At 66.1% G+C, this 24,074-nt stretch carries 23 protein-coding genes and 1 pseudogene; 10 read left to right on the top strand and 14 right to left on the bottom strand.

All coding sequences use genetic code 11. The annotated features are described in order from the left end of the window. Window positions 1–423: 423 nt before the first annotated feature. From rluB to BBA01S_RS21395, 4 genes are all read right to left on the bottom strand, one after another. Window positions 424–2,250 (bottom strand): 23S rRNA pseudouridine(2605) synthase RluB, encoded by a 1,827-nt coding sequence (gene rluB, locus BBA01S_RS21410; protein WP_027818243.1) that lies wholly within the window; start codon window positions 2,248–2,250, stop codon window positions 424–426. Between the two features lie 62 nt (window positions 2,251–2,312). After that, window positions 2,313–3,320, bottom strand: coding sequence for an SMC-Scp complex subunit ScpB (gene scpB / locus BBA01S_RS21405; protein WP_027818242.1), 1,008 nt, complete (start codon window positions 3,318–3,320; stop codon window positions 2,313–2,315). 350 nt (window positions 3,321–3,670) lie between these two features. After that, window positions 3,671–4,912 (bottom strand): pyridoxal phosphate-dependent aminotransferase, encoded by a 1,242-nt coding sequence (locus tag BBA01S_RS21400; RefSeq protein WP_027818241.1) that lies wholly within the window; start codon window positions 4,910–4,912, stop codon window positions 3,671–3,673. 110 nt (window positions 4,913–5,022) lie between these two features. Next, a complete protein-coding gene (locus BBA01S_RS21395; RefSeq protein WP_027818240.1) occupies window positions 5,023–5,922 on the bottom strand; it encodes a LysR family transcriptional regulator in 900 nt (299 codons plus the stop codon). 427 nt (window positions 5,923–6,349) lie between these two features. Between BBA01S_RS21395 and BBA01S_RS21390 the strand changes: the two are divergent. Together BBA01S_RS21390 and BBA01S_RS21385 are read left to right on the top strand one after the other, a co-directional pair. After that, window positions 6,350–6,745 (top strand): annotated as a pseudogene (locus BBA01S_RS21390) (transposase); the annotation flags it as partial. Between the two features lie 383 nt (window positions 6,746–7,128). Beyond that, entirely contained in the window at window positions 7,129–7,440 is a 312-nt protein-coding gene (locus BBA01S_RS21385; RefSeq protein ID WP_027818238.1) for a hypothetical protein, read from the top strand. Between the two features lie 236 nt (window positions 7,441–7,676). Here the strand turns inward: BBA01S_RS21385 and BBA01S_RS21380 are convergent, their stop codons facing one another. Further along, window positions 7,677–8,000, bottom strand: coding sequence for a hypothetical protein (locus tag BBA01S_RS21380; RefSeq protein WP_027818237.1), 324 nt, complete (start codon window positions 7,998–8,000; stop codon window positions 7,677–7,679). A 299-nt stretch (window positions 8,001–8,299) separates the two neighbouring features. Between BBA01S_RS21380 and BBA01S_RS21375 the strand changes: the two genes are divergently transcribed. The 3 genes from BBA01S_RS21375 (at window position 8,300) to BBA01S_RS21365 (ending at window position 10,017) form a co-directional block, all read left to right on the top strand. Then, window positions 8,300–9,040: a YdcF family protein gene (locus tag BBA01S_RS21375; protein WP_174479175.1), complete on the top strand. Its 741-nt coding sequence runs from the start codon at window positions 8,300–8,302 to the stop codon at window positions 9,038–9,040. 241 nt (window positions 9,041–9,281) lie between these two features. Next, window positions 9,282–9,527 carry a hypothetical protein gene (locus BBA01S_RS21370; protein ID WP_027818235.1) on the top strand — a complete coding sequence of 82 codons (246 nt, stop codon included), beginning with the start codon at window positions 9,282–9,284 and terminating at the stop codon, window positions 9,525–9,527. Window positions 9,528–9,756: 229 nt separating this feature from the next. After that, window positions 9,757–10,017 carry a hypothetical protein gene (locus BBA01S_RS21365; protein ID WP_027818234.1) on the top strand — a complete coding sequence of 87 codons (261 nt, stop codon included), beginning with the start codon at window positions 9,757–9,759 and terminating at the stop codon, window positions 10,015–10,017. A 187-nt stretch (window positions 10,018–10,204) separates the two neighbouring features. Here BBA01S_RS21365 and arfB read toward each other — a convergent pair whose 3' ends face one another. Further along, window positions 10,205–10,609 (bottom strand): alternative ribosome rescue aminoacyl-tRNA hydrolase ArfB, encoded by a 405-nt coding sequence (gene arfB, locus BBA01S_RS21360; RefSeq protein WP_027818233.1) that lies wholly within the window; start codon window positions 10,607–10,609, stop codon window positions 10,205–10,207. 254 nt (window positions 10,610–10,863) lie between these two features. On the opposite strand from arfB, the gene BBA01S_RS42095 reads away from it, so the two are divergent. Then, complete coding sequence (locus tag BBA01S_RS42095) at window positions 10,864–11,547, top strand: VC0807 family protein (protein WP_063750560.1); 684 nt, start codon at window positions 10,864–10,866, stop codon at window positions 11,545–11,547. Between the two features lie 114 nt (window positions 11,548–11,661). Further along, the gene (locus BBA01S_RS21350) at window positions 11,662–14,178 is read left to right on the top strand and encodes an FUSC family protein (RefSeq protein WP_027818232.1); all 2,517 of its coding nucleotides are present in this window, start codon (window positions 11,662–11,664) and stop codon (window positions 14,176–14,178) included. Window positions 14,179–14,221: 43 nt separating this feature from the next. Here the strand turns inward: BBA01S_RS21350 and BBA01S_RS21345 are convergent, their stop codons facing one another. Next, window positions 14,222–14,413: a hypothetical protein gene (locus BBA01S_RS21345; RefSeq protein WP_027818231.1), complete on the bottom strand. Its 192-nt coding sequence runs from the start codon at window positions 14,411–14,413 to the stop codon at window positions 14,222–14,224. A 116-nt stretch (window positions 14,414–14,529) separates the two neighbouring features. Continuing rightward, entirely contained in the window at window positions 14,530–14,988 is a 459-nt protein-coding gene (locus BBA01S_RS21340; protein WP_027818230.1) for an Lrp/AsnC family transcriptional regulator, read from the bottom strand. A 125-nt stretch (window positions 14,989–15,113) separates the two neighbouring features. On the opposite strand from BBA01S_RS21340, the gene BBA01S_RS21335 reads away from it, so the two are divergent. After that, window positions 15,114–15,719: a cysteine dioxygenase family protein gene (locus tag BBA01S_RS21335; RefSeq protein WP_042297646.1), complete on the top strand. Its 606-nt coding sequence runs from the start codon at window positions 15,114–15,116 to the stop codon at window positions 15,717–15,719. Between the two features lie 20 nt (window positions 15,720–15,739). Here the strand turns inward: BBA01S_RS21335 and BBA01S_RS42090 are convergent, their stop codons facing one another. From BBA01S_RS42090 to BBA01S_RS21310, 5 genes are all read right to left on the bottom strand, one after another. Continuing rightward, window positions 15,740–18,265: a mechanosensitive ion channel family protein gene (locus tag BBA01S_RS42090; protein ID WP_084162429.1), complete on the bottom strand. Its 2,526-nt coding sequence runs from the start codon at window positions 18,263–18,265 to the stop codon at window positions 15,740–15,742. 181 nt (window positions 18,266–18,446) lie between these two features. Continuing rightward, a complete protein-coding gene (locus BBA01S_RS21325) occupies window positions 18,447–19,091 on the bottom strand; it encodes an NAD(P)-dependent oxidoreductase (RefSeq protein ID WP_027818228.1) in 645 nt (214 codons plus the stop codon). An 85-nt stretch (window positions 19,092–19,176) separates the two neighbouring features. Further along, on the bottom strand, window positions 19,177–19,650 hold the full coding sequence (locus tag BBA01S_RS21320) for an Rrf2 family transcriptional regulator (RefSeq protein WP_027818227.1): 474 nt from the start codon (window positions 19,648–19,650) through the stop codon (window positions 19,177–19,179). 106 nt (window positions 19,651–19,756) lie between these two features. Continuing rightward, on the bottom strand, window positions 19,757–20,278 hold the full coding sequence (locus BBA01S_RS42085) for a hypothetical protein (protein ID WP_042297645.1): 522 nt from the start codon (window positions 20,276–20,278) through the stop codon (window positions 19,757–19,759). Between the two features lie 2 nt (window positions 20,279–20,280). Further along, a complete protein-coding gene (locus BBA01S_RS21310; RefSeq protein ID WP_084162427.1) occupies window positions 20,281–20,832 on the bottom strand; it encodes a GNAT family N-acetyltransferase in 552 nt (183 codons plus the stop codon). Between the two features lie 59 nt (window positions 20,833–20,891). Here BBA01S_RS21310 and BBA01S_RS21305 point away from each other — a divergent pair, with 59 nt between their 5' ends. Both BBA01S_RS21305 and BBA01S_RS21300 read left to right on the top strand, forming a co-directional pair. Then, a complete protein-coding gene (locus BBA01S_RS21305) occupies window positions 20,892–21,473 on the top strand; it encodes a DJ-1/PfpI family protein (protein WP_027818225.1) in 582 nt (193 codons plus the stop codon). A gap of 146 nt (window positions 21,474–21,619) precedes the next feature. After that, window positions 21,620–21,946 carry a hypothetical protein gene (locus BBA01S_RS21300; RefSeq protein WP_027818224.1) on the top strand — a complete coding sequence of 109 codons (327 nt, stop codon included), beginning with the start codon at window positions 21,620–21,622 and terminating at the stop codon, window positions 21,944–21,946. Here BBA01S_RS21300 and BBA01S_RS42080 read toward each other — a convergent pair. After that, window positions 21,918–23,738, bottom strand: coding sequence for a sensor histidine kinase (locus BBA01S_RS42080; RefSeq protein ID WP_084162425.1), 1,821 nt, complete (start codon window positions 23,736–23,738; stop codon window positions 21,918–21,920). The genes BBA01S_RS21300 and BBA01S_RS42080 overlap by 29 nt on opposite strands. Window positions 23,739–24,074: the final 336 nt, after the last annotated feature.

Here is a 24,074-nt window from a genome sequence, read left to right as displayed (position 1 = left end):
GGGATTCGCGGGCCGCGCGCCAGGTGAGCGCGCGCTCTTGCACTTCAACCCAGATGGGCGAGCCGAACCTGACGTGAAGTGATGGCTGGTTGCGCTGCGCGATTGAGCCCGATGCCATGAAAGACAACCTGCACAATCGGCCGAACCAAAAAAAAATGGGCGAAACGCCCATCTTCTCACTTAGCCAGGTGGTCGCACCTGGGACGCAAATAAAAGCCGCACGCCCAGCGACTTCGAGATTGTAGCCTTTTTTCGCTTTTAAGGCAAACCGCGAGGCGTTCGCGCCACAGTGCCTAAAGCCTGATAAGGCCGCCCTGAAAGCGTTTTCAAGACCGAATCGGGGCAATTGCGTGCAGTTGCGGGTTTGTCTCAGCGAGCGCCGCGCTGGCGCCTTGCGTCAGGCGCGCTCGCTGAATCCGTGGCTTAGTGGCCGCGGGTACGGTTGCGCGGCGCACCGCGCTGACCCGTACGATTGCCGCCGCTGGCTGCGCGGTTGCCGTTGGCGTTGCCGCCCGCGTTATTGCCCGCGCCACGGCGGTTGCCGCCCGCGTTACCGCCTGCGTTACCACCGGCACGCTTGCCGCCGGTGGGTGCGCGGTTGCCGTCGACGTCGCCACGCGCGCCACGGCCATTGCCGCCGCCGTTGGCGCGATTGCCGCGCTCGCCACGGCCACCGCCGGCGTTGCCGCCCATGCCGCCACCGAAGCCGCCACCCGCGCCGAAGCCGCCAGCCTGCGCGCCACGACGACCGGCGCCGCCGCCACGCTGCTGACGCGGCTGGCCCATCGCGCCGTGCGAACTCAGCACCGGCTCACGGTTGATGAAGCCCATCGACGTCTGCATCGGATCCGGCTGGCGACGCTCCTGCTCCTTGCCGCCACGGCCGCCCTTCTCTTCGCTCGGCGCCTTCAGGCCCACTGCGGCCATCAGCGCGCGCACTTCGTTGTCCTCGAGCTCTTCCCAGCGGCCGCGCTTGAGGCCCTTGGGCAGCGCAATCGGGCCGTGACGCGTACGGATCAGGCGGCTCACCATCAGGCCCGCTGCCTCGAACATCCGGCGCACTTCACGGTTGCGGCCTTCGGCCAGCGCGACGTGATACCAGTGATTCGTGCCTTCGCCGCCGCCATCGCGGATGCGCAGGAAGCTCGCCGGGCCGTCTTCGAGCTCGACGCCCTTGAGCAGCTTCTGGCGCATGCCTTCGCTCAGCTCGCCCACCACGCGCACCGCGTATTCACGCTCCACGCTGTAGCGCGGGTGCATGAAACGGTTGGCGAGGTCGCCCGAGGTCGTGAGCATCAGCAGGCCTTCGGTGTTGAAGTCCAGACGGCCGACAGCCAGCCACTTCGCCGTTTTCATCGGCGGCAGGCGGTCGAACACCGAGGCGCGGCCTTCCGGGTCGGCGTGGCTGACGATTTCGCCGGTCGGCTTGTGATAGATCAGCACGCGCGGCGGCTTGTTGGCCAGCTTGCGCTTGATCGGCTTGCCGTTGATGCGAACCTGGTCGGTCGGCAGAATGCGCTGGCCGATGTGCGCGGGTTCGCCGTTCACCGAGACGCGCCCGGCGATGATCAGCTCTTCCATGTCGCGGCGCGAGCCCATGCCCGCGTCCGCCAGCACCTTGTGCAGCTTCGGTGCGTCGTCGTCCGGGCTCAGCACGCGCTTGGGCTGCTGGGCGCGGCCGCCTCGGCGCAGCATCGGCGCACGCACGCCCGCACCCGTGCCGTTGTCGGCGTCGAATGCCGGCGACGTCACGTAGAGGAACAGATCGTCCTGGGTGCCTTCCGCTGCTGCTGCGGCTGCCGGCGCTTCTGCGCGGCCCTTGCCGCCACGGCCTTTTGCGGGCTTGCCTGCCGGTGCGGCGGCGTTCGCGCCTTCCGCGCTCTTCGCGGCGGGAGCGCGACGCCCCGGCTTCGCAGGTGCATCCTTGTCCTTGCGCGGCGCGCGCTTTTGCGCAACGACCACGCCGTCCGGCGGCGTTTCGATGCCAGCGGGTGCTTCTTGCGCACCGTCTGCGGCAACGCCTTCGGTCTTGCCTTTCGCGCCCGCGCGGCGACGCGCGATCAGGCTGCGCGGACCGCGGCGCAGGCCGCGGCGCGGACGGTCTTCGCCCTCGGCGGCGTGCTCGCCTGCCTGCGGGCCAGCGACCTCGCCGCCATCGCGGGCAGCGCGCGTGTCGTCATCGCGCGTGGAGGACGCGCGACGCGCGGATTCGGACGCGTCGGTCGAATCGGTGTCGTGGATATCAGTCAAAACAACCTCGAAATGTCAGGTTGCGCGCCCGATGGGAGGGGCGCGTCAGTGTGTTTGTTGCTTCAGATGCCGCGTCGGGCGGCGTCGTCGTCCGTCGTCGAGACGGGGTCGTCCTGCGCCGCGTCGCGGCGGTCTTCGTGTTCTTCTGCGGGCTCGCCGGCAGCATGGCCAGCGGGCTGCGTCGCGCTGGCATCGGCCAGCGCGGCGTCGAGATCCTGCGCGTCGTGTGCGCCCGGCTCGTCCTGCGCGAACGCGGATTCGTCGAGATGCGCCTGCACGGCGGCCAGTTGCGGCGCCGTGTGACCAGCCGCTTCGACTGCCGGCTCAGCTGCCGCTTGAACTGCCGGCTCGACAGCCGCTTCACCCGTCGCCTCTTGCGCTTCGCGCCCCGCGTCCAGATCCGCAGCATCAACCGCAACGTCCGTCGTTGCTTCGGCCGTGCCCGTTGCGAGCGAATCTTCGCCATGCTCCGCTGCGGCTTCGGCGATCAGTTGCGCGACTTCGCTTTCCGGGAATTCGATCGCATGCTGGGCCAGCAACTGCTCGCCCAGCTGGTTCGACGGATCGTCGAGCGGCGGCAGTTCGTCGAGCGACCTCAAACCGAGATCGTCGAGAAACTGGCGCGTCGTGGCGTACAGCGCCGGGCGTCCCGGCACATCCCGATGACCGATGACTTCGATCCAGTTGCGATCCTCAAGCTGCTTGACGACCTGCGTATTGACCGTCACCCCGCGGATTTCCTCGATATCGCCGCGCGTGACCGGCTGCCGGTACGCGATGATCGCGAGTGTTTCGAGCACTGCGCGCGAATAGCGCGGCGGCTTTTCGGGATGCAGGCGGTCGAGGTACGTGCGCATGGCCGGCTTGCTCTGGAAGCGCCAGCCGGACGCGAGGCCCACCAGTTCCACGCCGCGTCCAGACCATTCTTGCCGCAGGTCTTCGAGCAGGTTACGAACGGTGTCGGCCGAGATGTCGTCGGCAAACAGCTTGCGCAGCTCGCCGATCTTCAGCGGCTCCTGCGTGCAGATCAATGCAGTCTCGAGGACGATCTTCGCCTCTTGGGTATTCATGCAGCCAGGTCAGACCCTAAGTAAGGTAAATCAGGTTCAGGGAACCGGATCAGACAGACGAAAGACGATATGGAACTGGAGACGCGCTCGCCCGAATTCTGATCGGTCATATTGATGGGAGCACGCACCGGGGGGCCGCTAAACAACACCTTGCACACTTGGAGAGCTACAAAGTGCCAGACCCAGCCGGACGGAGCAGCGAAATTCCCGCAGGGAATCGCGTGACTGAGCGTCATCTTACGCAAAAACGACGGGGGCGTAAAGTCGCGGCGACGCGGGTTTTAGCCCGCTAACGTCAATACCGTATTGATCGATGCGGCCCGCATGCCGATGTTCCCTCGCCCCGAGTTTCAGGCCGCGCCGTGCTGCTCGAGATACCGCGCGAGCCGCTCGACGCCCGCATCGAGCCGCGCCGGATCGCATGCGTAACACCAGCGCACGAAACCCTCGCCTTCGGGGCCGAATGCGCTGCCCGGTGCGAGTCCAAGCCCCGCCTCGCGCACCAGCGCCTTGCACAGTTCGAGGCTCTTCTGCGCCCCCGTGAGGCGGAAAAACAGGTACATGGCGCCATGCGGCGTTTTCACGTCGACGCCCGGCAAGCGCGCGAGCGCCGCCGCGAGGTGATCGCGCGACACGCGCAGATCGGTAACGAGCTCTTGCGTGGACGCCTCGCCCTGCTCCAGCGCGACGATCCCGGCCTGCTGGACGAAGGACGGCGCGCACGACGTGTTGTATTCGACCAGCTTGCCGAGATCGTCCATGAGCGCGCGCGGCGCGACCATCCAGCCGAGCCGCCAGCCCGTCATGAGCCACGCCTTCGAAAACGAATTGACGCAGATCAGACGCTCGTCACGCGTGGCGATATCGAGGAATGACGGCGCAGTGCGCTCACCGGCGTTGCCGTAATAAAGGCGCTCGTAGACCTCGTCGGCGACGATCCAGATGCCGTGGCGGCGGCAATGCTCCACAACGGCGCGCTGCTCGTCGCGCGTCATCACCCAGCCAGTCGGGTTGTTCGGCGAGTTGATCATGAGCATCTTCGTGCCCGGCCTCAGCGCCGCAAGCAGGCGCTCGAGATCGAGTGCCCAGCCGCGCGCACCATAATCGAGCGCCACCGTTTCGACGCTTGCGCCCAGGATCTTCGGGATTTCGACGAGATTCGGCCACAGCGGCGTCACGGCGACCACGCGATCTCCCGCGCCCGTGACGAGCTGCGCCGCCAGCATCAGCGCATTCACGCCCGCGCTGGTAACGGCGATGTGGTCGGCGCTGGTGTCCCCGTGCAGGTCGCCCACGTAGCGCGAAAGCGCGTCACGCAGCGGCGCGATGCCGAGGTTGTGCGTGTAGAACGTGTCGCCGCGCGTGAGCGCCTGGGCGGCGGCGTCGCGAATGAAACCGGGCGTCACGCGATCGGATTCACCGAACCAGAACGGCAGCACGTCGGGCACGCCAAAGCCCGCATTGGCCACTTCGCGGATCTGCGACGCGCGCAGTGCGTGTACCGCATCGCGCGCCATGGCGGGCGCGGTCGACGATGAAAGCACCGTGTTGAGCGACGGGGTGGCGGACGAAGACAGGTCGAGATCGCGCATCGAGGGTTCCGTTGGCTTGGGCGGTTGGCTTATGCGTTGGGTTAAACAGCAGCAACTGTGCACCAGTGTAGCCGCGCATGCGCCAATGTCTTTATTCCCCGTGCCTGCGCTTAACGCTCGCCACCCAGTTCGCGGATCAGCGTCCAGACCGCCTCGGCGGCCGGTGACAGCGAGCGGTCGCGCCGCCGCACGAGTTCGACCGTGCGCTCGGCGCGCGGCACGAGCGAGCGCGCCAGCAGCGACGATCCAGCGGGCACCGGCAACGCGAGCCACGGCAGCACGCTCACGCCCACACCCGCCTCCACGAGCCCGAACACCGTCGCCGGATGCCCCAGTTCCTGCACGACGCGCGCGTTCACGCCCTGCTCGTGCATCACGGCGTCGATCAGCGGACGGCTACCCGAAGCATGATCGAGCATCACCAGACGTTCGCCGTCGAGCGCCTTCCACGGCACCTCGTCGTGACCGGCCAGCACGTGATCGCCGCGCACGACCACGCAGAACGAATCCGTCGCCAGCAACTCGGTCTCGAGATCTTCCGCCGCCGCCCCTGTGAAGGGCCCGATCACCACGCCGAAATCGACCTCACCCGAGCGCACCTTGCGGATCACGTCGCTCTGCACGTCGTCGCGCAGGCCGAGCGTGACGTAGGGGAACTGCCGCCCGCACGCCGCGACCACCTCAGGCATCAACCGGCAGGCGACCGTCGGGCTGGCCGCCACCACCACACGGCCGCGCCGCTGCTCGCCGATTTCGCGGATCTCGCGCAATGCGTCGTCGAGGTCGCCGAGCAAACGCGGGATCGTGGCGATCAGATTGGCGCCCACGTCGGTCAGTTGCACGTCGCGTGTGGTGCGATCGACGAGCTTCACGCCCATTTCCGCCTCCAGTTCGCGCACGCAGCGGCTCACCGCCGACTGCGTGAGGCCGATTTCGTCCCCTGCGCGGCTAAAGCTCTGCAGCCGCGCGACTTCGATGAACACCCGCAATTGCCGCAACGTCACATTCATCTGCCTGCCTCATGAATCACTTTGTTTGATGCAATTTTAGACGGTTGCTGGATCGTTACAGCATCGTGAATCCGCCCGGCAATTGTTCGACGCAGTGCAGCAATACACCGAAAACGCACGCCTGGCGGGCCTGTTTGCACAAGATTGGTGATTGTCCCGATTTCCCGGCGATGCGTTTTCGAGTCTCATACGCCCCTGGCAAGCACCCGCGCGGGCTTGATGCCACGCGGCTTCGAGACGAAAGTGTGCGAGCTGGCACGCTTCTCGCATTAAGGCAGACACAGGATCGGCGGACGGTCCGATGCTTGATGAGACTGGCCCGTCCAAAACCGATTCCGCCTGGTACTCCGCCAACCGGCCGGAAGTACATGAAGAGTGCGCAGCGCGGGGCAGCGCACCGGAGATAGCTTCGCTGAGGTGAAACATGATGCTGTTCGACGATTTGAGAGATAACGAATGGGCCCTGGTCGAGGCGTTGTTCTGTGCGGAACCCGCACGGAGCGAGCGACGCGGACGGCCTCGCGTCGAAGCGCGTGCCGTGGTCAACGCAGTGCTTTGGGTGCTGTCGACGGGTGAAGGCTGGTCGAAGCTGCCGGGCCGCTACCCCTCGCCGCCCACCTGCCGCCGCCGCTTCGACGAATGGCAGGCTGACGGCACGCTCGCCGAAATCGTGAAGCGCCTGGGCACGAGCGGCCGCGAAATTTCGCTGCGCGGACGCATTGGCGCGACTGCCACCAAGCCGCCCGCACCGCCGAGCCGCGACCGCCTGCGCGGCGCATTCTGGACGAATCCGGAATCGTGGCGCGCTCCCGTCAAGATGGCTTGAAGCAGCTTTAAACCGGATTCGAGCCGATTGAATCCGGTGGGCGCGGCAACGCGCCCGGATGGACTCCTCACGCTCTCTCCGCCGGGCGCGCCTTGCGCCCGGCTGACACTTTCTCGCATTTCGTGCGGCGCTCGCCGCCTGCGCCTTTCGTCAGGCGTTGTCTCGCCGCCACAACGCGGCGTGACGGTACGCACTCTGGTGCCCACGCTCTACTTCCCGCCGACTTCGCGTCGATGTTGCGTCGATAAGCGCACGATCAAGCGCACGATCGATGCGCGCGAAACATCTATTTACCAATATTTACAGCATGCTTTCGCGCTCGCCCGTACCTTAGGAGCATGTTCACCTACGTCGAAAACCCGCTCTGACGGGAGGCCGCCATGAAATCCATGACTCTGCACAATCGGGGCATCATGGTTTCGCTGTCCGCCCTCGCCCTGCTCGCGTCGCTCACGCTGCCCGCCAAAGTGGCATCGTGGCTCTCCGACGACGCGTCGGCCCAGCCCCCGCAATCCGGCTCGGCCCACTGGCCTATTGCGCGAACGGGTGCACATGCGTGGCCGCCCACCGGCAATCGCGCCGCCGACAACGCCGCTCAGCCCGTGCCGCGTGGCGACCTGCGCGGCGACATTGTCGACAACGCGCGCCGCAGTCCGCCGCCGCGCACCGAACCTCCGCGTACACGCCATTGAGCCATGCCTTTCCCGTTTGCGCAGTAATGCCAAATAGATCGAAAGAGGTCAAAAGCGGATCGACAACGCGCCACTGCGCACTTGTCTTGTCAATGAGTGTCGACGAGATGTCGAAGACGTGACGATGACGGGAACCACCGCAAGCACATGCGGTCTATCTATTGCCATTAAGCACAGCGTGGCAGCAGTAATTCCGGTAGGCCCGTATCTTTCGATACGGGCTTTTTTTTGGCTGGCTATAAAGCGGTTGAGCCTGCGGCGTCGGACGGCTGTTCGAGCGCTTCGGCCACGTAATCAGCCGTACGATGATCAGTCCACTGGAGGGTGCGCTCGTCTCGTGCCAGACGCGCGAATTCCGCGCGGCCGCGGTCGGTCAGCACGGCGATATCGACGGGAGCATGGAAGCCCGGTGCGGGAGCGACGGTGCGCTGCCTGACGGTATCCATCAGGCCAAGGTTACGCAGATATTGAAATACTCTGGGACTACGCGCCCACGGGACCTGCCGATACTGCACCCGCCGCAAGGCTTCGAGTACTGCTTCGTTGGAATACGTGGTCATCTCACTTCTTTCTTAAAATGCAGTCCTGCTGCCATTGAGCCTGCTGCGGCGCAATGGCGGCAAGCGCCGCGAAGCTGATCGCCTCGCGCCTTGCCGCTATCCTGCGCCGTGGCACGGACTGCAGGTTATTCGGGCCCCCGCGGAAGCGTCAGGCACCACGCGCAACGCCAGCCGCTCGTCATTGAACGCTGCGCCGCCCGAGGCCGTAGCTTCCGGCATGATCGACGCGGCGGCCGTTGTTGCCGCTCACGCGCACGAGACACGCTTCATCCCGAAAACAATACGTTACCTCATTCAAATTGATTCTATTCGGAATATTTGCGCTATTTTTTGCGCTGTTCGTGCTGTGGCGCCATGGCCGTCGGTTCGTCGCCGTAACGACTGTCATCTTTTTCTGGCTGCTCGCGTCGGGCTGGCTCGCGAAACCGCTGGTCGACCTGGCCCAGCCGGCGCCCTATCGGACTCCCTACGATCCCGCCGCGCCGGGCGCAGCATCGTTCGGCGCGCGCACCGCCATCGTCATGCTGGGCGGCGGCACCGACGTGCTGCCCGATGGTGCACTCGTGCCGCAACACGACGTCTACGCGCGCATTGGGCTCTCGGCGGCGCTGCAATCGCGCTGCCTTGCGGCGGGGGGCGTCTGCAAGGTGATCGCGAGCGGCGGCAATCCGCAGCATCACCGCGCCAGCGAAGCCGATACCTACGCGCCCTGGCTGTTGCGCGCAGGCATCGCTCGCGAGAACCTCGTGCTCGAAAACACCAGCCTCACGACCTGGCAGAACGCGCGCAATGTCGCGCCCATCGTGCACGCCCAACGCGCGGATACGATCTTCGTCGTAACCTCGGCCTATCACATGGCACGCGCGATGCTGGACTTCGAGCGCTTCGGCATGCATCCGGTGCCTGCCGTGTCCGAGGTACGGCATGTGCGACTGGGGTTCTGGCCGCGTGCGGGCAACCTGCGCAACGCCGAAACCGCCTTGCACGAGTTGATCGGGATTGCGCAATTTCACGTCTACGTGCTGCTCGGCTGGTTCTAGCGCTCCGGTGGCGCGCGCAGGCGGGCCCGAGCCGGTGCTGAAACACGCCAGCGGACAAGTCCCAATCGTGATCGGGTCAGATGTGCCAGGATGTACTTGAGGATATGTAAGGAGTTGTAAAACGCACGCGCGAACCTTACGCCGCGTCATCGGCAACGACATCAGGATCGTTAGAATGACGTGCCTTATCCTGCTCGGCAGGCACCAGCTGGGTCCATAAACCGCTCCTTCGGAGGTAGTGATGAAAAAAGTGTCCCTCGCAGTCCTGATTTCGCTGTCCGCTCTGACGGGCGCCGCTTATGCACAGTCGGACAACGGCGTCATGATGAGCACCGATCCGGCCAAGGCCGCCGACGTCGAGCAGCGCGCGCAGGATCTCCAGGCGCGCCAGCAGGCGATGGAGCAGGCCCCGGCCGAAGCGCCGATGAAGCATCACAAGAAAGGCGGCCACCCGCATCACAAGGCCCCGCCGAAGTCGGATCAGTAATACGCCCGTGCGTCCGCAAGGGCGCAGGAGCAAAGCGTTCGAAAAGCCGATACCGGTCTCCGGTCTCGGCTTTTTTCATGTCCGCCGTATGGGGCGTCGAACGAAGCAGGCGCGGATTTGACGTCAGCGCGCCCAACTCGCCCACTGGGCGGCGCGCGCGCGGGTTATGCTAAAGTCGCGCACCTCGAATTCCCCTACTTTTGTGCGCGACATGCGCGGAGAAACATCCATGAGCAACATCCAGCTCGACATCGAATGGACCGAAGCGGCATCCCGCAAGATCGAAAAGCTGATGCCGCGCGGCAAGGGCACCGAGGCTTTCCTCGCACTGCCCCCGGTCGAATGCCTCCCGATGGAAGGCGATGTGCTGTTCCTCGGGCCGGAAGGCAAGCAGCAGCCGTTCATCGTGGCCGAGCGCCAGTATCACCATGAAGGCGATGCCGACTGGACGATCATCCTGATCCTCGACGTGCCCGATACCACGCACTAAGACGCAACTCAGACGCACCCCGCGCCAAAATCAGGCGCGCGATCGCGACGGTCGCGCGCCGCCCACCCGTGTCACGCTAGCAACACACCAGCAACACCCCCGCATTACACCCGCATCACCCGCTCAGCGCCGCAATGGCGCGTGCTTGCGCGCCCCGCGTGCGCAACGCCGCAGCAATGCTCTCCTGTCACTCCGCCACGCGCTGGCGCCCCGTCTTGACCTCGCTGCGACGCGCCTTGCCGTCCAGGCGCCGCATCTTCGACGCGCGCGTGGGCCGCGTCGCCACCCGCGCCTTGCGCGTCACGCTCACGCTGTCGATCAACGCATCGAGGCGCGCGAGCGCGGCCGTGCGGTTCTGCTCCTGGGTGCGGTATTCCTGCGACTTGATGATGACGACGCCTTCGTGTGTGATGCGCCGGTCGGCAAGCGCGAGCAGGCGCATCTTGATGACCTCGGGCAGCGATGAAGCGCGGATATCGAAGCGCAAATGGATCGCGCTCGACACCTTGTTGACGTTCTGGCCGCCCGCGCCCTGCGCGCGCACGGCGACGAGTTCAACTTCATTGGGCGGGATGGACAGACGGTCGGACATGGCGGCTGAAGGATGAATCGAGGCAGACCTGGAAGCCTCGCAGTGTCGCACGAAGCGCCATGCCGCGATATGCGCCCCGGCAAGCCGCCACTTCTCCGGGCACGCCGGATGCATCACGACGAACCATGTGTCCAGCGCACGCCCCGGTTCATCGCGGTCGGCTCGCGGTCGGTTTGCGATCCATTCGCGGCCCGTTTGCCGAGGCGCGGCGCTTGAACCATACTTCGTTCATCTTTTTATGGAGAGCGCATCCCATGAAAGTGCGTCCAGCATTCGTCGCCGAACTGGCGGTCAATCTGCTGCTGCCCTGGGTCGCGTACCGGCTAGCCGTTCCTTACGGGGGCGAAGTCGGCGGCCTGATTGCCTCGGCGGTTCCGCCGCTGGCGTGGACGATCGTCGAACTCGTGCGCTTCAGGCGCGTCGATGCACTGTCGGCGGTCATCCTGCTCGGCATCGTCCTGTCACTGGTCGCCATGGCGTTCGGCGGCGGCACGCGCGCGCTGCTGATGCGCGAGAGCTTTTCGACGGGCGCCATCGGCGTGACCTTTCTGCTTTCCTTGCTGGCGCGCCGGCCGATCGTGTTCTATCTCACGCGCGCCACGGTTGCGCGCGAGACGAGCGAAGGCGTCGCCCGGCTGGAACTGCTCTGGGCCGAGAACCGCAGCTTCGTCGCGGCCATGCGCCTGCTCACCCTCGTGTGGGGCGTCGGACTAATTGGCGATGCGTCGCTGCGCACGTATCTGGCCGCCACCTGGCCCATCGAGCGCTTTCTCGTGGTGTCGCCGATCCTGGGCTACTGCATGTTCGGCGCGCTGCTCGCGTGGACTTTCTGGTATCGCACGCGCATGCGCCGCATCCGTGGCACGCACGGCCTGCTCGGCGATGCCGCCGGTTCTACGCTGGGTTCGACCGATGCTTCCGGGGGCGCCGCAGGTTGACGGCGCGCGCGGGAAACCCCGAATACAGAGACGGACGGATCGCGCCCGAAATCATTTAAACTCAGCGCCACAGTCCGCGGCGCTTTCGTCCGCATCCGAACACCATGGCAGTCGATGCGCTACTCCGTAGAAATCAGGAAGTTCCTTTATAGCCAGTACTTCTACGGCGGCTTGCGCATCGCGGTCGGCATCTCGCTTCCGGCCATCCTGTGCCTGTTCGTGCTCGACAAGAGCGATCTGGGCTTCACCATCTCGACGGGCGCGCTCGGCGCCTGCGTGGTCGACATGCCCGGCCCGCTCAAATACAAGCGCAACGAGATGCTCGCGTGCAGCGTGATCGGTTTTCTGTCCGCGTACGCTACGGGCCTCGCCACGTTCAGCCCCATCGCGCTCTGGGCCACGGTCGTTCCACTCACCTTCGTGCTGTCGCTGATCGTCGTCTACGGCAACCGCTGGCCGCAGATCAGCTTCGCCACGCTGTTCATGATGGTGATGACGCTCGAAGAGCATTTCACGCCGCACCAGGCCCTGGTGAACGCCGCGTGGATCCTGCTGGGCGGCCTGTGGTACACGGGCTGGTCGACGCTCGTGAGCCGCCTGATGCTCGATCGCATCGAACAGCAGGCGCTCGCCGAAAGCGTGTTCGCCTGCGCCGACTATCTGCTCGCGCGTGCGCAGTTTTTCGATCTCGACAACGATCTCGACGAGTGTTACCGCAACCTCGTCGCCAAGCAGATTGCGGCGGTCGAGCGCCAGGATGCGGCGCGCGACATCGTGCTGCGCAACCTGCCCAAACTGCGTAGCGGGCGCATCGATGCGCGCCGCGCGATGCACTTCAACCTGTTCATCAACACGGTCGATCTGCACGAACTGTTTGTCGGCGCGCATACCGATTACCCGCTCGTGCGCAACACCTTCGGCGGCTCAGACCTGCTGGTGTTCTATCGCGACCTGATCCGCAAGGCCGCAGCGGATCTCGAAGACATCGGCCTCGCCGTTTTGCAGAACGAAGCGCCGCGCGCCAACGTCAACGTGAAAGCCGAGCTGCGCGCGATCGAGTTCGAACTCGAAATGCTCAAGCGCCGCGACCTGCCGACCAAAGATCCGGAAGCCTACGCCGCGATCTCGGCGTCGTTTCGCCGGATCTGGAGCGCGACGCGCCTGATCGACCGCATGCGCCGCAGCCTCGCGAGCGAAGTGCCGACGACCGAAACCGAGTTGCGCATCGACGAAGCCCTCACGCGCTTCGTGACCAACCGGCGCGTCTCGTGGCTGCAGATTTTCTCGAACCTCACGATGGCCTCGCCGAGCTTTCGTCACGCGCTGCGCGTGACGATCGCCGTGGCCGCGGGCTTCTGGCTCGGGCGGCTGCTGCCGCTCACCAACGCCTACTGGATCGTGATGACGACCATCATCATCCTGAAGCCCGGCTACTCGCTCACGCGCCAGCGCAACGCGCAGCGTATCGTCGGCACGCTGATCGGCTGCGTGGCCAGCATCGCGTTGATCCTGCTCGTGAAGCAGCCGCTCGTGCTGCTGGTGTCGATGTTCGCGGCGATGGTGATGAGCTACAGCCTGCTGCTGTTCAACTACACGGCGAGCGTGGTGTTCACGTCGGCGTATGTGCTGCTGATGTTCCATCTGCTCGCGCCGGGCAGCATGCGCATCATCGGCGAGCGCGCGATCGATACCGTCGTGGGCTGCATGATCGCGATTGGCGCGAGCCATCTGTTCCCCTACTGGGAATACCGGCTGATGGGCAAGCTCGTGCAGGACATGATCGCCGCGACGCGCAGTTACCTGGAGGCGAGCGGCTGGTGGAGCGGCCGCGCGAGCATGAACGTGAGCGCGAACATGAACGCGGCCAGCGCACAGCCTGCTTTCGCCGGGCCGATGCTCACGGAAGCGGCGGCGCGCGTGCCCGCTCAAGCGACGCAGGTGAGCCAGGTGGCCCAGGAGCAGGAAGCGCTTGCGCTCGAAGGTGCGGCCGCAACGAGCTTGCCGCCGGGGCCTGGGCCGGTCGCCGCCGTGGGCGCGAAGGTGTCGGCGCAGGCCAATGCGCAAATGAACGCCGCCACCGGTGCATCGGGATCGACACCATCGCCTTCAGCAGGCTCCGCCGTGCCCTCGCTCGCGCGCGACTTCCGCTATCGGCTTGCGCGCAAGAACGTGCACGTCGCGTTCGCGAACCTCGGCCAGGCGTTCCAGCGCATGATGCTCGAACCGAAGTCGGCGCAGAAGTTCGTGCCCGAGCTCAACGATCTGCTGGTGCGCAGCCACGTGCTGGCCTCGCAGATCACGGCGTCCGCCCCGCTGCTGCGCAGCGCCGTGAATGCCGATCAACTCGCGCCCAATGTGAAGCTCGATGCGCTCGACCAGGCGTTGAACTGCGTGCGCGATAACCTCGTCGCCGCCGAAGCGGGCACGCCGGTGCCCGACGACCAGATCGAGATGACGCGACGCCTGACGCGCGATCTCGACACGCTGGTGGTGGAAACGGAACGCGCGCTGGGTGCTGCGAGCGAACTAGCGCAAGACCTGAAGCTGCTCGCGCACCAGTGCAAGCAGATGCTTGCGGCGTCCTGGCTGATTCGCAAGGACGCGAGCCTGATCCACCTGCCGCAAGAGTGACCGCGCAATCTGCGCGGCGTCGCGCGGCGCTGTCCAGCTAACGTTATTGCGACGCGCCGCTCGCCTGCGGCGCGCTTGCGGCGGCGCTCGAAGCCTGCTGCGCGCCAACCGTTGCGTCGTACTCGCGCTTGCTGCGCAGCGCATTGAACAGCACGGTGCCGATCACGATGAGCACCACCACCACGATCATCACGCCAACGCCAAAGGTGGGGTTCTTCTTGCGCGTATCGTTCATGGATCGTGGCCTGCCCGGCAGTGGAGAGAGATCGGGCATTCTACGCCGCGACGCCTTGCAGACGGCTTGCGGTTCGTGGAATAGCGGGCATCACGACATGGCCTTTTCGCAGTACTTCAGGTGCCCCGCACCGGCATCGCCGTCGAATACTTGATCTGCTCCATCGCGAAACTGGAACTCACGTCGAATAGCGGCACCGAGCGGATCAGTTGCTTGTAGACCCGATCGAAGTCGTCGATGTCGGACACCACGACGCGCAGCAGATAGTCGGTCTCGCCACTCATCCGGTAGCACTCGACGATCTCGGGAATATCCTGCACGGCGCGTGTGAACGTCTGCGCCCATGCCTCGGTGTGCTGATTGGTGCGCACGTTGACGAACACCGTCGTGCCCACGCCCAGCTTCTTCGGATCACACAGCGCCACCTGCGCGCGGATCACACCGGTTTCCTTGAGCCGCTGCACGCGTTTCCAGCACGGCGTCTGCGAGAGATTGACGCGCTGCGCGAGTTCCGCGACGGGCATGGTCGCGTCCTGCTGCAGCAGCTCCACGAGCTTTCTGTCGATGATATCCATTCCTCGCTACCCCGTAACATAGAAATTTCTTCTATCTTACGCCGCAATCGTAAAAAAGAATGGAAACTCTTTCTGGGTGCGCGCCGGTATAACTCTCTATATCGACCAACGCGACGAGAAACGCCATGAACGCCCCTACCGATCCCGCGCGGCTGCTGGCCGCCGCTGCCGACCACGAAGCCGCCGTGGCGCGTCTGTGCGCCGCGCTCGACGCGGCCTTCGACGCCTGCAGCACGCCCGACGATCCCTCGCGCTGTGCCCACTTCGCGCGCGGCGTACGCTCGGCGCTCGCGCTGGCGCTGGCCGAGCCCGCGCTCGTCACGCCCGCGCAGCGCGAAAGCGGTGCGACGCGCTATCGGCGGCACCTGATCGCGGCCTGCCCGCAGGGGCGCTATGCGGTCGCCGCGCTGGTCTGGCTGCCGGGCCAGGCGAGCCCGATCCACGCGCACCATACGTGGTGCGGCTATGCGGTGCTGGAAGGCACGCTGACCGAAACCCTCTACCGATGGGACACGGTGCGCGACGGTGCGTCGGTGCTGCGCTCGCATGCGCGTGCAGCCGGTGCGACGGCCTTCGGCGGACGCGGGCGTGCAGGCATTCATCGGCTCTCGCGTGCGGTCGGCGACGCCGCCCAGCCGTGCGTCTCGCTGCACGTCTACGGCGTGCCGCCGGAGCAGATCGCCAGCGGCGTCAACGACGTCGTGCCGCTCGTCACCCTGCACGCCGCCTGACGCCATACCGCTCCCGCTGCCTAGTTGCGCCCGGCCGTGGGAATCTGCGGCGGCGCGCCTTCCGGGCTGCCGGTCGGCGGCGGTGCGGGACGCGGCTCGTGCGACGCATCGCGCGCCACGGCGCGCGTCGCGGCGTCTTCCGGCTGCGACGGCCCCGCCGCCGCTTCTTCGCCCGGCGCTTCGTGCTGCGGCTCGTCTTCGCTGCGCGAAGACATATGCACCTGCATCTGCGGAATGGGCATTTCGATACCCGCCTCGTCCATATGCCGTTTCAGGCGCGCGTTGAAGGCGCGCGCGACGCTCCACTGCTGCAGCGGGCGCGTCTTGATCTGCCCTTTCACGACCATCCAGTTCGGATCGAAGCGATCGAGGCCCCAGACTTCGACGGGCCCCAGTATCTCGCGCCGGTAACGGAAATCGGCGACCAGTTCGGCGCCCGTTTCGCGGATCATGCGCGTGACCGTGTCCAGGTCGACGGCGAACGGCACGCGCACTTCGAACACCGCGAACGCAAAATCGCGCGACAGGTTCTTCACAATCTTGATCTGCGAAAACGGGATCGAATGAATCGCGCCTTGCCCGTCGCGCAGGCGCACGGTGCGAATCGACAGATGCTCGACGGTGCCCGCGTGGCCGTTGTCGAGATCGATCCAGTCGCCCACTGAAATGGTCTCTTCGATGATGATGAAGAGGCCCGTGATCAGGTCGGTGACGAGCGACTGCGCGCCAAAGCCGATCGCAAGACCAATCACCCCCGCGCCCGCCAGCAGCGGCGTCACGTTGATGCCGAGATTGGCCGCCGTGATGATGCCCGCGATCGTCAGTATCGACACCAGCAGCGCGTTGCGCACGAGCGGCAGCATGGTGCGCGCGCGCGTGCTGGGCGCGCGGCCCTTGGTGCGCGGGCCGCTCGGATTGAGCGCTTCGAGGATCGCCGTATCGATCACGATCCACACGAGCCACGCCAGGAACACGGTCGCCAGAATCGCGAAAATCGCGTGAGCGATGCCGCGTGCGGCCACGCTGGCCTCGATGATGCGCGCGAGCGAAATGTCCCAGAGCCGCGCGCACGACTCGAAATACGCGAGCCAGATGAACAGCACGAGCAGCGTACCCGCGAAGCGCAGCAGCCGGCGCAGATAGGGCGAGCGCCGCCGCACGCGCGTGAGGTCGGGCCGCGTGATGCGCAGCACCACCGCCGAGAGAAAGAACGCGAGCACCAGCAACAGCGCCGTGACGACCGAAATCTGCAGGACGTTCTCGTTGCTGTTCAGGCCGCCGAGCGTCGCGGTGATCGACGCCGCGGCGAGCAGCAGCATCGGCAACTGCCAGAGCGAGGCGAGCACGTCGAAGACTTCGGTCAGCGCCTTGTGGTCGCGGCGAAGTTGATAGCTGCGGTTGCGGATCAGATGCGCGACCGGGCGCCGGAAGCCAATCGCGAACACGGCCGTGAGCACGGCGGCCGTCATGTTCGCGAAGGTCGACACCAGCGCTGCGAGACTCACGCCAAGCTGATGGGCGACTTCGTAGTTGGTGGCCGCATCGCCGAGCGCGGCGCACACGCCGATGGCCCAAAGCAGCTTGCGCGCATCGCGAATCACCACATGCACCGCGATGCGCCGGTGTCCCGAGCCGAACAGCGAAAACATGATCAGGCAGATCGACGAAAACACCGCGCCGGCCACGATCGCATACGCAATCACGACGCCGAGCGTGCGCCCGAGCGCCTGCGGCATGGCGCGCTCGACCACCAGCGCGCCGACGAACGCGACAATCCACGGCGCGACGCGATGCAGCACGAAGACGAGCAATTCGATGGTGGTGGGATTGGGCCGCAGGCCCGTGTCCACCGAAAAGCGCCTGAGCAGGCGACGTTCGAGCCAGCGCAGGATGGCCGCGCAGGCGCCCCAGCCAAGCAGCATCGCGACCATGTCGAAGATGATGCGTCCCGGGCTTTCGCCCTCTCCACCCGAGGCGAGCGCGTAGATCTCGACGCCCGCCGCGCTAAAGCGGCCGCCCCAGTAGTGCAGCGGGCTGCTGCCGTGGCGCGCGTCGCTTTCGACCGATGCGAGTCCCGAAGCGATGGCGCCGAGCAGGCCCGAGGTCACCGCCGCGACGCCGGAAGCCGGTGCGGGCGCGGCGTTCTGCGAGACGTTGCGTAACTTCTTGAGCTGGGAGACGAGCGCGTTGCGCTGACGTTCGTTGTCGAGCGTGGAGATCACGCTGTCGAGCGAGCGGTTGAATTCGGCCTGGCTCGCGGCCGATGGTGCGGAGGCGGCATCGGCGGCGGACGCGCCCGACGCCGTCGCGGGCGCGCCCGTGATGAGGCTTTGCAGTGCGGGCAGCACCGGCACGGGAGCCGCGGCCGGCCCCGCCGCCAGCGCCGAGGCAGAAACGAACGCGCCCCAGCCGAGCGCGAGCCACATGCCCAGCACGAGCAGGCGGTGAAGCGGGCGCTCGATCAGTCTTACCGCGCGCGCAAGCGGGCCGGAACGCAAAGCGGGCGCCTGAGCGCCCGCGCCGTCCCGTCCGGAACATGGATTCATGGACGTAGGGGCGAAATCAGGACGTTCCAGTGTAGCCGCACTCGCCCACGGCACGTCGCGCACCGGTCGGTAGAAATTGCAAGCGAATGCAAGTGTGCTTGTGGCAACCCGGCATTCGCTTCAACGCGCGTTCGTGGCGTCCCTTTGCTGCCCCTTTACTGCTTCTTCGCTCCTTCTTCGCTCAATACGCGACGGTCGCGATCTGGCGAATGAAGCGGCCCTGCTCCAGCTCATCGACGAAGGCAACGGCGTAGTCCTCGGCGGAAATGCGGCTGTCGCCGTTGGCGTCGGCGATCAGCGTGTTCGCGCCGGTACGGAACGCGCCGGTGCGCTCGCCGGGGGCGATCAGCGCGGCGGGGGCAAAGAACGTCCAGTCGAGATCCGTGACCGTGCGGTAGTCAGCGAGTGCGTCGCGGTGCGCGAGCGCGATCGGCTTGTACGCGTCGGGAAAGCCTTCGGTATCGACGAGCTGCTTGCCCGGCGCGACTTCGAGCGAGCCCGCTCCGCCCACCACGACGAGGCGCTTGAGACCCGCCGCGCGCGTGCCGTCGACCAGCGCGCGGCTTGCGGTCTGCAGGTCGCCCAGCTGGCTCATCGGCGGCGCGTAGGCGCTCGCGACCACGTCGTGCCCGCGCACGGCCGCGGCGACCTGCGCGGCGTCGAGCAGGTCGACTTTCGCAGCCGTCACGTTCGGGCCTGCCGCGACGCGCTCAGGCTGGCGCACGAGTGCGCTCACCTGATGGCCGCGACGTGCCGCTTCGGCGGCGATGCGCGCCCCCACCATACCGGTTGCGCCAAACAGGGCGATCTTCAGCGATTTGCTCATTTCCTGACTCCTGGTCGAGATATTTATGTAACCACAATAGTTACATTTAAGTGTCCAAAAAACGGGGCATTGCCCCGTTGGGTGTTCAGCGTGCGCCTGCTGCCGCGCCGCGTGCGCTTTTACCGCGTTCGAGCTTGCGCTCGCTGCGCCGCATCTCGTCGACGACCTGCTCCAGCGTGCGCGCCGCCAGCGACGCTTCCATCGCGCGCTGCGCATCGTCGATGATGCCGCGCAGCGACACCTGGATGTGCCGCCCCACCATGCAGGCCGGATTCGGCTCCTCGCGATGCATGGCAAACAGCTGCGCGTCGTCCACCGCGTGATAGACGTCCAGCAGCGTGATCGCCTGCGGCTCGCGCGCCAGCAGCGCCCCGCCGCCCGCGCCCAGTTGCGACGACGTGAGGCCCGCGCTGGCGAGCATCGATAACAGCCGCCGGATCAACGCGGGATTCGTGTTCACACTGCCCGCGATGATGTCCGAGGACAGCGGCTCGCCCTCCTGCAAGGCGAGCAGCGCAAGCACATGAACGGCAAAGGCGAAACGGCTGCTCGTGTTCACGACACATCGGCCGCGACTGGCACGGCGCAATAAAGTGTAACCATCATAGATACATTAATTTTCTTCGTCAAGCGGGCCAGTCTAGCCGCGCCCCGCCCAATCCGGCTCACTGGCTCGAACCCGACGCCGCGCTGGCCGCTGCGGAACTGCTCGCGGCCCAGCGCTGCAAGGAGCGCCCGGCCAGCGAGAGGCCCGTGCCCGTCGCCGCAGCCGCATTGCCGAGCAGCGCATGCGCGGCGCTGGCCGCGTCGCGCCACTGGCCGCGCGCCTGCGACGCCAGCTCGTCACTGGCGGCATTCGCGCCGTTGGCGCTGTCGGTAATCGACGCGCTCGCGCTATCGCTTTTCTGCTGGATCTGCGCCTGCGTCTGCGAAGCCGTTTCGTCGAGCTTTTGCTGCGCCGCGCCGATCTGCTGGTTCACGAAACTGGCCGCCTGGTCGAGCGTCTTCGCCGCCTGCGCGGCAGCCTGGCTCGCGGCGCTCTGCGCGGCCTGCTGCACGGCGTCCGCCGACTGTTTGCTGAGATCGGGCGCGTTCTGCTTGTCGCAGCCCGCGACGGCAAGCGCCACGCACACCACCGCCGGCACGCCTGCCCAACTTGCCCAACGTTTCGATAACTTCAATGACATGGTCATCCTGAAAAAAGCACCGCCTTGAGCGGCTTGCAAAGATGAAAACGCGGCAATGATACGCTGCCGCGGCGCACCGATTCCTGCGCCACCAAAGAAAACCCCGCGCGCTCGAACACGGGCCGCGCAAGCGCGCTCGCGTCGGTGTCGAGCGTGAGCGCCTGGGCCTCGCGCGCTAGCGCCTCAAGACGCGCAATCAGCGCCGACGCCAGGCCGCGTCGGCTCCAGGCGGGCGCGACATAAAGCATTTCCACGTGGTCGCAGGGAAAGAGCTGACCAAATGCTGCGTACTCGCTCCCCGCCACCGCCACCAGCGTCACCCCGCGCGCAAGGCGCGCATCGAAGTCGGCCGGATCGTCCGCCACCGCGGCCCATGCCTCGCGCTGGGCCGCATCGTAGTGCGATGCGGCAAGTGTCAGAACAGCCGAGCGAAACAGCTCAGCAAGCGGCTGTGCGTCCCGGCCGGGCTCGTATGCGCGCCAGACGATGTGCTGCGCGGCGCGATCCGTAGCCGTCGTCAAGCCCGTGGGCGTGTTCGCGAGATCGTCGATCATGCTGGAGTAGACTCCAAAAGCGCAATAACCGTTCCACCATCTCAACCAGGAGTCAAGCGATGGCAGTCAAGAAGATCCTCTTCCTCACGGGCGACTTTGCCGAAGACTATGAAACGATGGTGCCGTTTCAGGCACTCCAGGCCGTGGGCCACAAGGTGGACGCCGTGTGTCCCGGCAAGAAGGCCGGCGAGCGCATCAAGACCGCGATCCACGACTTCGAAGGCGATCAGACCTATACCGAAAAGCCCGGCCACCAGTTCGCGCTGAACGCGAGCTTCGACGAAATCGATCCAAAGAGCTACGACGCCCTCGCCATTGCCGGCGGCCGCGCGCCCGAATATCTGCGCCTGAATCCGAAAGTCATCGAGATCGTTCAATACTTCGCGGGCGCGAACAAGCCGATCGCAGCGATCTGCCACGCGGCCCAGTTGCTCGCCGCCGCCGAAGTGATTCGCGGCAAGCGGATTTCGGCCTATCCGGCCTGCGCGCCCGAAGTGCGGCTCGCGGGCGGCGAATATGCCGACATCGCGATCGACAGCGCCGTGACCGACGCGCCCTTCGTCACCGCACCGGCCTGGCCCGCACATCCCGAATGGCTGCGCCAGTTCCTCGCGCTGCTCGGCACGCGCATCGAACCGTGAAGCCTGCTCGATCCTGAAGACGGATTCAGCTCTAACAATCTTTAACTTAAACGCGCGAGATATTAGGAACGCTCTGATCCAGGCGCCGATCTGCACTCCCGACAATAACGCCTTTACGTATTGTCATAACACTGGAGTGTGTCGCGATGGCGCTCACGGATTGGATCGTTCTTCTCGCGATTGTCTTGATGGCAATCGCCTTCTTCTGCCGCAACTCGAGCCGCCGCGGCACCTCGACTGAACGCGCGCGCCACGTGCGCGGCCGCCGCATGCTGATCCAGGCGGCGGTCGCATTATGGGCCGCGCTGCTGATGCTGCAGCGCACTTTCGCCGCACCAGGAGAGATTCCGGTCGCGCCTTATCTGAGCCCGCGCGGCGCGCTGGTCGTCGTGTTCGTGCTTGCCCTGGCGGGATGCCTGTGGTCGGTGCGCGGACACCAGTTGCTCAAGCAGCGCCGTCTGTTTGCGTGCTGATTTGCGTGCTGATTTGCGCGCCGATTTGAGTCCCGATTTGGTTCCCGATTCCTGCACGCCAGCCGCCCGGCAACCCACCTGCCTGCGACGCCGCGCTCCCGCTGCTCATCACGGCTAGCTCCTCGCCTTCGTCGGCATCGCCGCCGCGCAATTCGCGTTCATGTGCCGCCATCAGCGCGGCAGCCTCGCCGGGCGCGGGCGGCACCACCGCCAGCGCGTCGGGCAGCGACAGATAAAACGTCGTCCCTTCGCCTTCCACCGACTCCACCCACACGCGCCCGCCGTGCCGCTCGACCATCCGTCGCACGAGCGCGAGACCAATCCCTTCGCCCGGCGCGACATTGCCGTGCATGCGCTGAAACGCCTGAAACAGGCGCGGCAACGCCACCTCGGGAATGCCCAGCCCGTTGTCGCGCACATAGAAAATCTGCAGTGACTCGACGCCCGGCGGCGCATTGGCGGTGCCGATCTCGACGCGCCCTTCGCGTGACGGATCGAGGTAATTGAGCGCGTTGCCGATCAGGTTCGCGAAGATCTGCTCAAGCGCCGTCGGGTCTCCCCACACGGGCGGCAGCGTGCGCACGCTCACCTGCGCCTGACGCGCACGCACGGAGGCATGCATCGCGTCGACCACGCGCTGCACCAGTTCCTGCACGTTCACGCGCTGGCGCCGGTACTCCACGCGGCCCACGCGCGCGAGGCGCAGCAACGCGTCGATGATGTGCGAGGCGCGCAGCACCGCCGTTTGCAGGTAGCGCAGCGCCTCGGCGATATCCTCGTTGATGACGCGCTCGACGCGCTCACGCGCCTCGGGCGACAGCGACGAATTCGCCACGCGTTCGCGCAGGTCGTCGCAGGCATGATTGAGTTCGCGCGAAAAGCCTTGCAGGTTCACGAGCGGCGCACGCAGATCGTGCGACACGCTGTGAATGAACATCTCGTTTTCCTGGGTCTGCTGACGCAGGTTTTCGTTGATCGACGCCAGTTGTTCGGCGCGTCGCGCGAGGTCGGCCTGGAAACCCAGCCGCAGGCGCTCCGCCTCCACCAGACGCTGGCTGATCTGGTGCAGCGTGAGATCGAGCTGGGCGATTTCGTCGTTGCCGCTCGTGAGCGGCGCGAGCGGCTCGTTGCCGGCAAGCCGCCCGGCGTTGTCCGAGAGCGCATCGAGCCGCCCCCGCACGCCGCGCGTAAAGAGCCACACCGCGAGCGCCACCAGCATGATCGAGCCGATCACCGCCGTCATTACCAGCGTCTGCTGCTGCGCGCGCGCCTGCTCGGCGGCGCTCACGCGCATCACGTCCAGGCGCCGCTCCTCGGTCTGGAACGCGCTGACCTGGGTGCGCACGCGATCGAGCACGTCGAAATCGGCGAAGGTGCGAAAGCGTTCGACCAGATCGGCGCGCCGCCCCGAGTGCAGCAGATCCTGGATGCGATCCGACCACTGCCGGTAGCCCTGCACCGTCTGACGGATCTGCACGGCGCGCGCGACCTGCGAGGGGTTATCGGAGACCAGATCGACCAGCCGGTCGATGCGGCGATCCACGTCCATCCAGGTGCCGACCGGGGTCGAGAACGCCGCGTTATTCGCGGCCACGGCGCCGCGCAGCTTGACCGACTCGACGAGCACCGGCTCCAGCACGCGGCCCGCCTGCGCCAGCACTTCCTGGCTGTGCTGCCCCATGCGCTCGGCGGCTTCCGCGTCGGCCTCGGCCTTGACGATGGCCGACAGCAAGGTCAACTCGAAAACGGCGGGTATCGCGATCAGCAACAGCCCTTTGGTGGTGAGGCGCATTGAGTGGCGGTTCGGAGCGTGAGGACGGCGGAAAATGTCGATTCGCCATTATGTCGGCGTTTGCGCCCCGCGTGCGGGCTAACTGCCGGAGCAGAACCCGCCGTCCAGCGCGCTATCCTATTATTTCGAATAGCCGACAAGCCACTGATTCAGAAAGGAAAAACGAATAATACGCCCCACTCTGGAACGTCCGCTCACCAACGTTGCACGCACGCACTGAAAGTGTGCCTGGCCGCACCGCAAAAGCCGCGCACCAACATGACCATCACGCGCGATGTCAGCGCACGAGACACCGTTCGAGTCCCTCTGCGGTGCACACGCGCACTGCCAGAATGC

Origin of the sequence: Paraburkholderia bannensis NBRC 103871, from assembly GCF_000685015.1 — a bacterium.
Classification (GTDB): domain Bacteria; phylum Pseudomonadota; class Gammaproteobacteria; order Burkholderiales; family Burkholderiaceae; genus Paraburkholderia; species Paraburkholderia bannensis.
This window is presented reverse-complemented; position numbering and strand designations above follow the sequence as displayed.

What these genes read in the sequence shown, in the direction of transcription:
- scpB (WP_027818242.1), bottom strand. Translation starts at nt 3,320, where the DNA reads ATGAATACCCAAGAGGCGAAGATCGTCCTCGAGACTGCATTGATCTGC.
- BBA01S_RS21400 (WP_027818241.1), bottom strand. Translation starts at nt 4,912, where the DNA reads ATGCGCGATCTCGACCTGTCTTCGTCCGCCACCCCGTCGCTCAACACG.
- BBA01S_RS21395 (WP_027818240.1), bottom strand. Translation starts at nt 5,922, where the DNA reads ATGAATGTGACGTTGCGGCAATTGCGGGTGTTCATCGAAGTCGCGCGG.
- BBA01S_RS21385 (WP_027818238.1), top strand. Translation starts at nt 7,129, where the DNA reads ATGAAATCCATGACTCTGCACAATCGGGGCATCATGGTTTCGCTGTCC.
- BBA01S_RS21380 (WP_027818237.1), bottom strand. Translation starts at nt 8,000, where the DNA reads ATGACCACGTATTCCAACGAAGCAGTACTCGAAGCCTTGCGGCGGGTG.
- BBA01S_RS21370 (WP_027818235.1), top strand. Translation starts at nt 9,282, where the DNA reads ATGAAAAAAGTGTCCCTCGCAGTCCTGATTTCGCTGTCCGCTCTGACG.
- BBA01S_RS21365 (WP_027818234.1), top strand. Translation starts at nt 9,757, where the DNA reads ATGAGCAACATCCAGCTCGACATCGAATGGACCGAAGCGGCATCCCGC.
- arfB (WP_027818233.1), bottom strand. Translation starts at nt 10,609, where the DNA reads ATGTCCGACCGTCTGTCCATCCCGCCCAATGAAGTTGAACTCGTCGCC.
- BBA01S_RS42095 (WP_063750560.1), top strand. Translation starts at nt 10,864, where the DNA reads ATGAAAGTGCGTCCAGCATTCGTCGCCGAACTGGCGGTCAATCTGCTG.
- BBA01S_RS21350 (WP_027818232.1), top strand. Translation starts at nt 11,662, where the DNA reads ATGCGCTACTCCGTAGAAATCAGGAAGTTCCTTTATAGCCAGTACTTC.
- BBA01S_RS21345 (WP_027818231.1), bottom strand. Translation starts at nt 14,413, where the DNA reads ATGAACGATACGCGCAAGAAGAACCCCACCTTTGGCGTTGGCGTGATG.
- BBA01S_RS21340 (WP_027818230.1), bottom strand. Translation starts at nt 14,988, where the DNA reads ATGGATATCATCGACAGAAAGCTCGTGGAGCTGCTGCAGCAGGACGCG.
- BBA01S_RS21335 (WP_042297646.1), top strand. Translation starts at nt 15,114, where the DNA reads ATGAACGCCCCTACCGATCCCGCGCGGCTGCTGGCCGCCGCTGCCGAC.
- BBA01S_RS42090 (WP_084162429.1), bottom strand. Translation starts at nt 18,265, where the DNA reads ATGAATCCATGTTCCGGACGGGACGGCGCGGGCGCTCAGGCGCCCGCT.
- BBA01S_RS21325 (WP_027818228.1), bottom strand. Translation starts at nt 19,091, where the DNA reads ATGAGCAAATCGCTGAAGATCGCCCTGTTTGGCGCAACCGGTATGGTG.
- BBA01S_RS42085 (WP_042297645.1), bottom strand. Translation starts at nt 20,278, where the DNA reads ATGTCATTGAAGTTATCGAAACGTTGGGCAAGTTGGGCAGGCGTGCCG.
- BBA01S_RS21310 (WP_084162427.1), bottom strand. Translation starts at nt 20,832, where the DNA reads ATGATCGACGATCTCGCGAACACGCCCACGGGCTTGACGACGGCTACG.
- BBA01S_RS21305 (WP_027818225.1), top strand. Translation starts at nt 20,892, where the DNA reads ATGGCAGTCAAGAAGATCCTCTTCCTCACGGGCGACTTTGCCGAAGAC.
- BBA01S_RS21300 (WP_027818224.1), top strand. Translation starts at nt 21,620, where the DNA reads ATGGCGCTCACGGATTGGATCGTTCTTCTCGCGATTGTCTTGATGGCA.
- BBA01S_RS42080 (WP_084162425.1), bottom strand. Translation starts at nt 23,738, where the DNA reads ATGCGCCTCACCACCAAAGGGCTGTTGCTGATCGCGATACCCGCCGTT.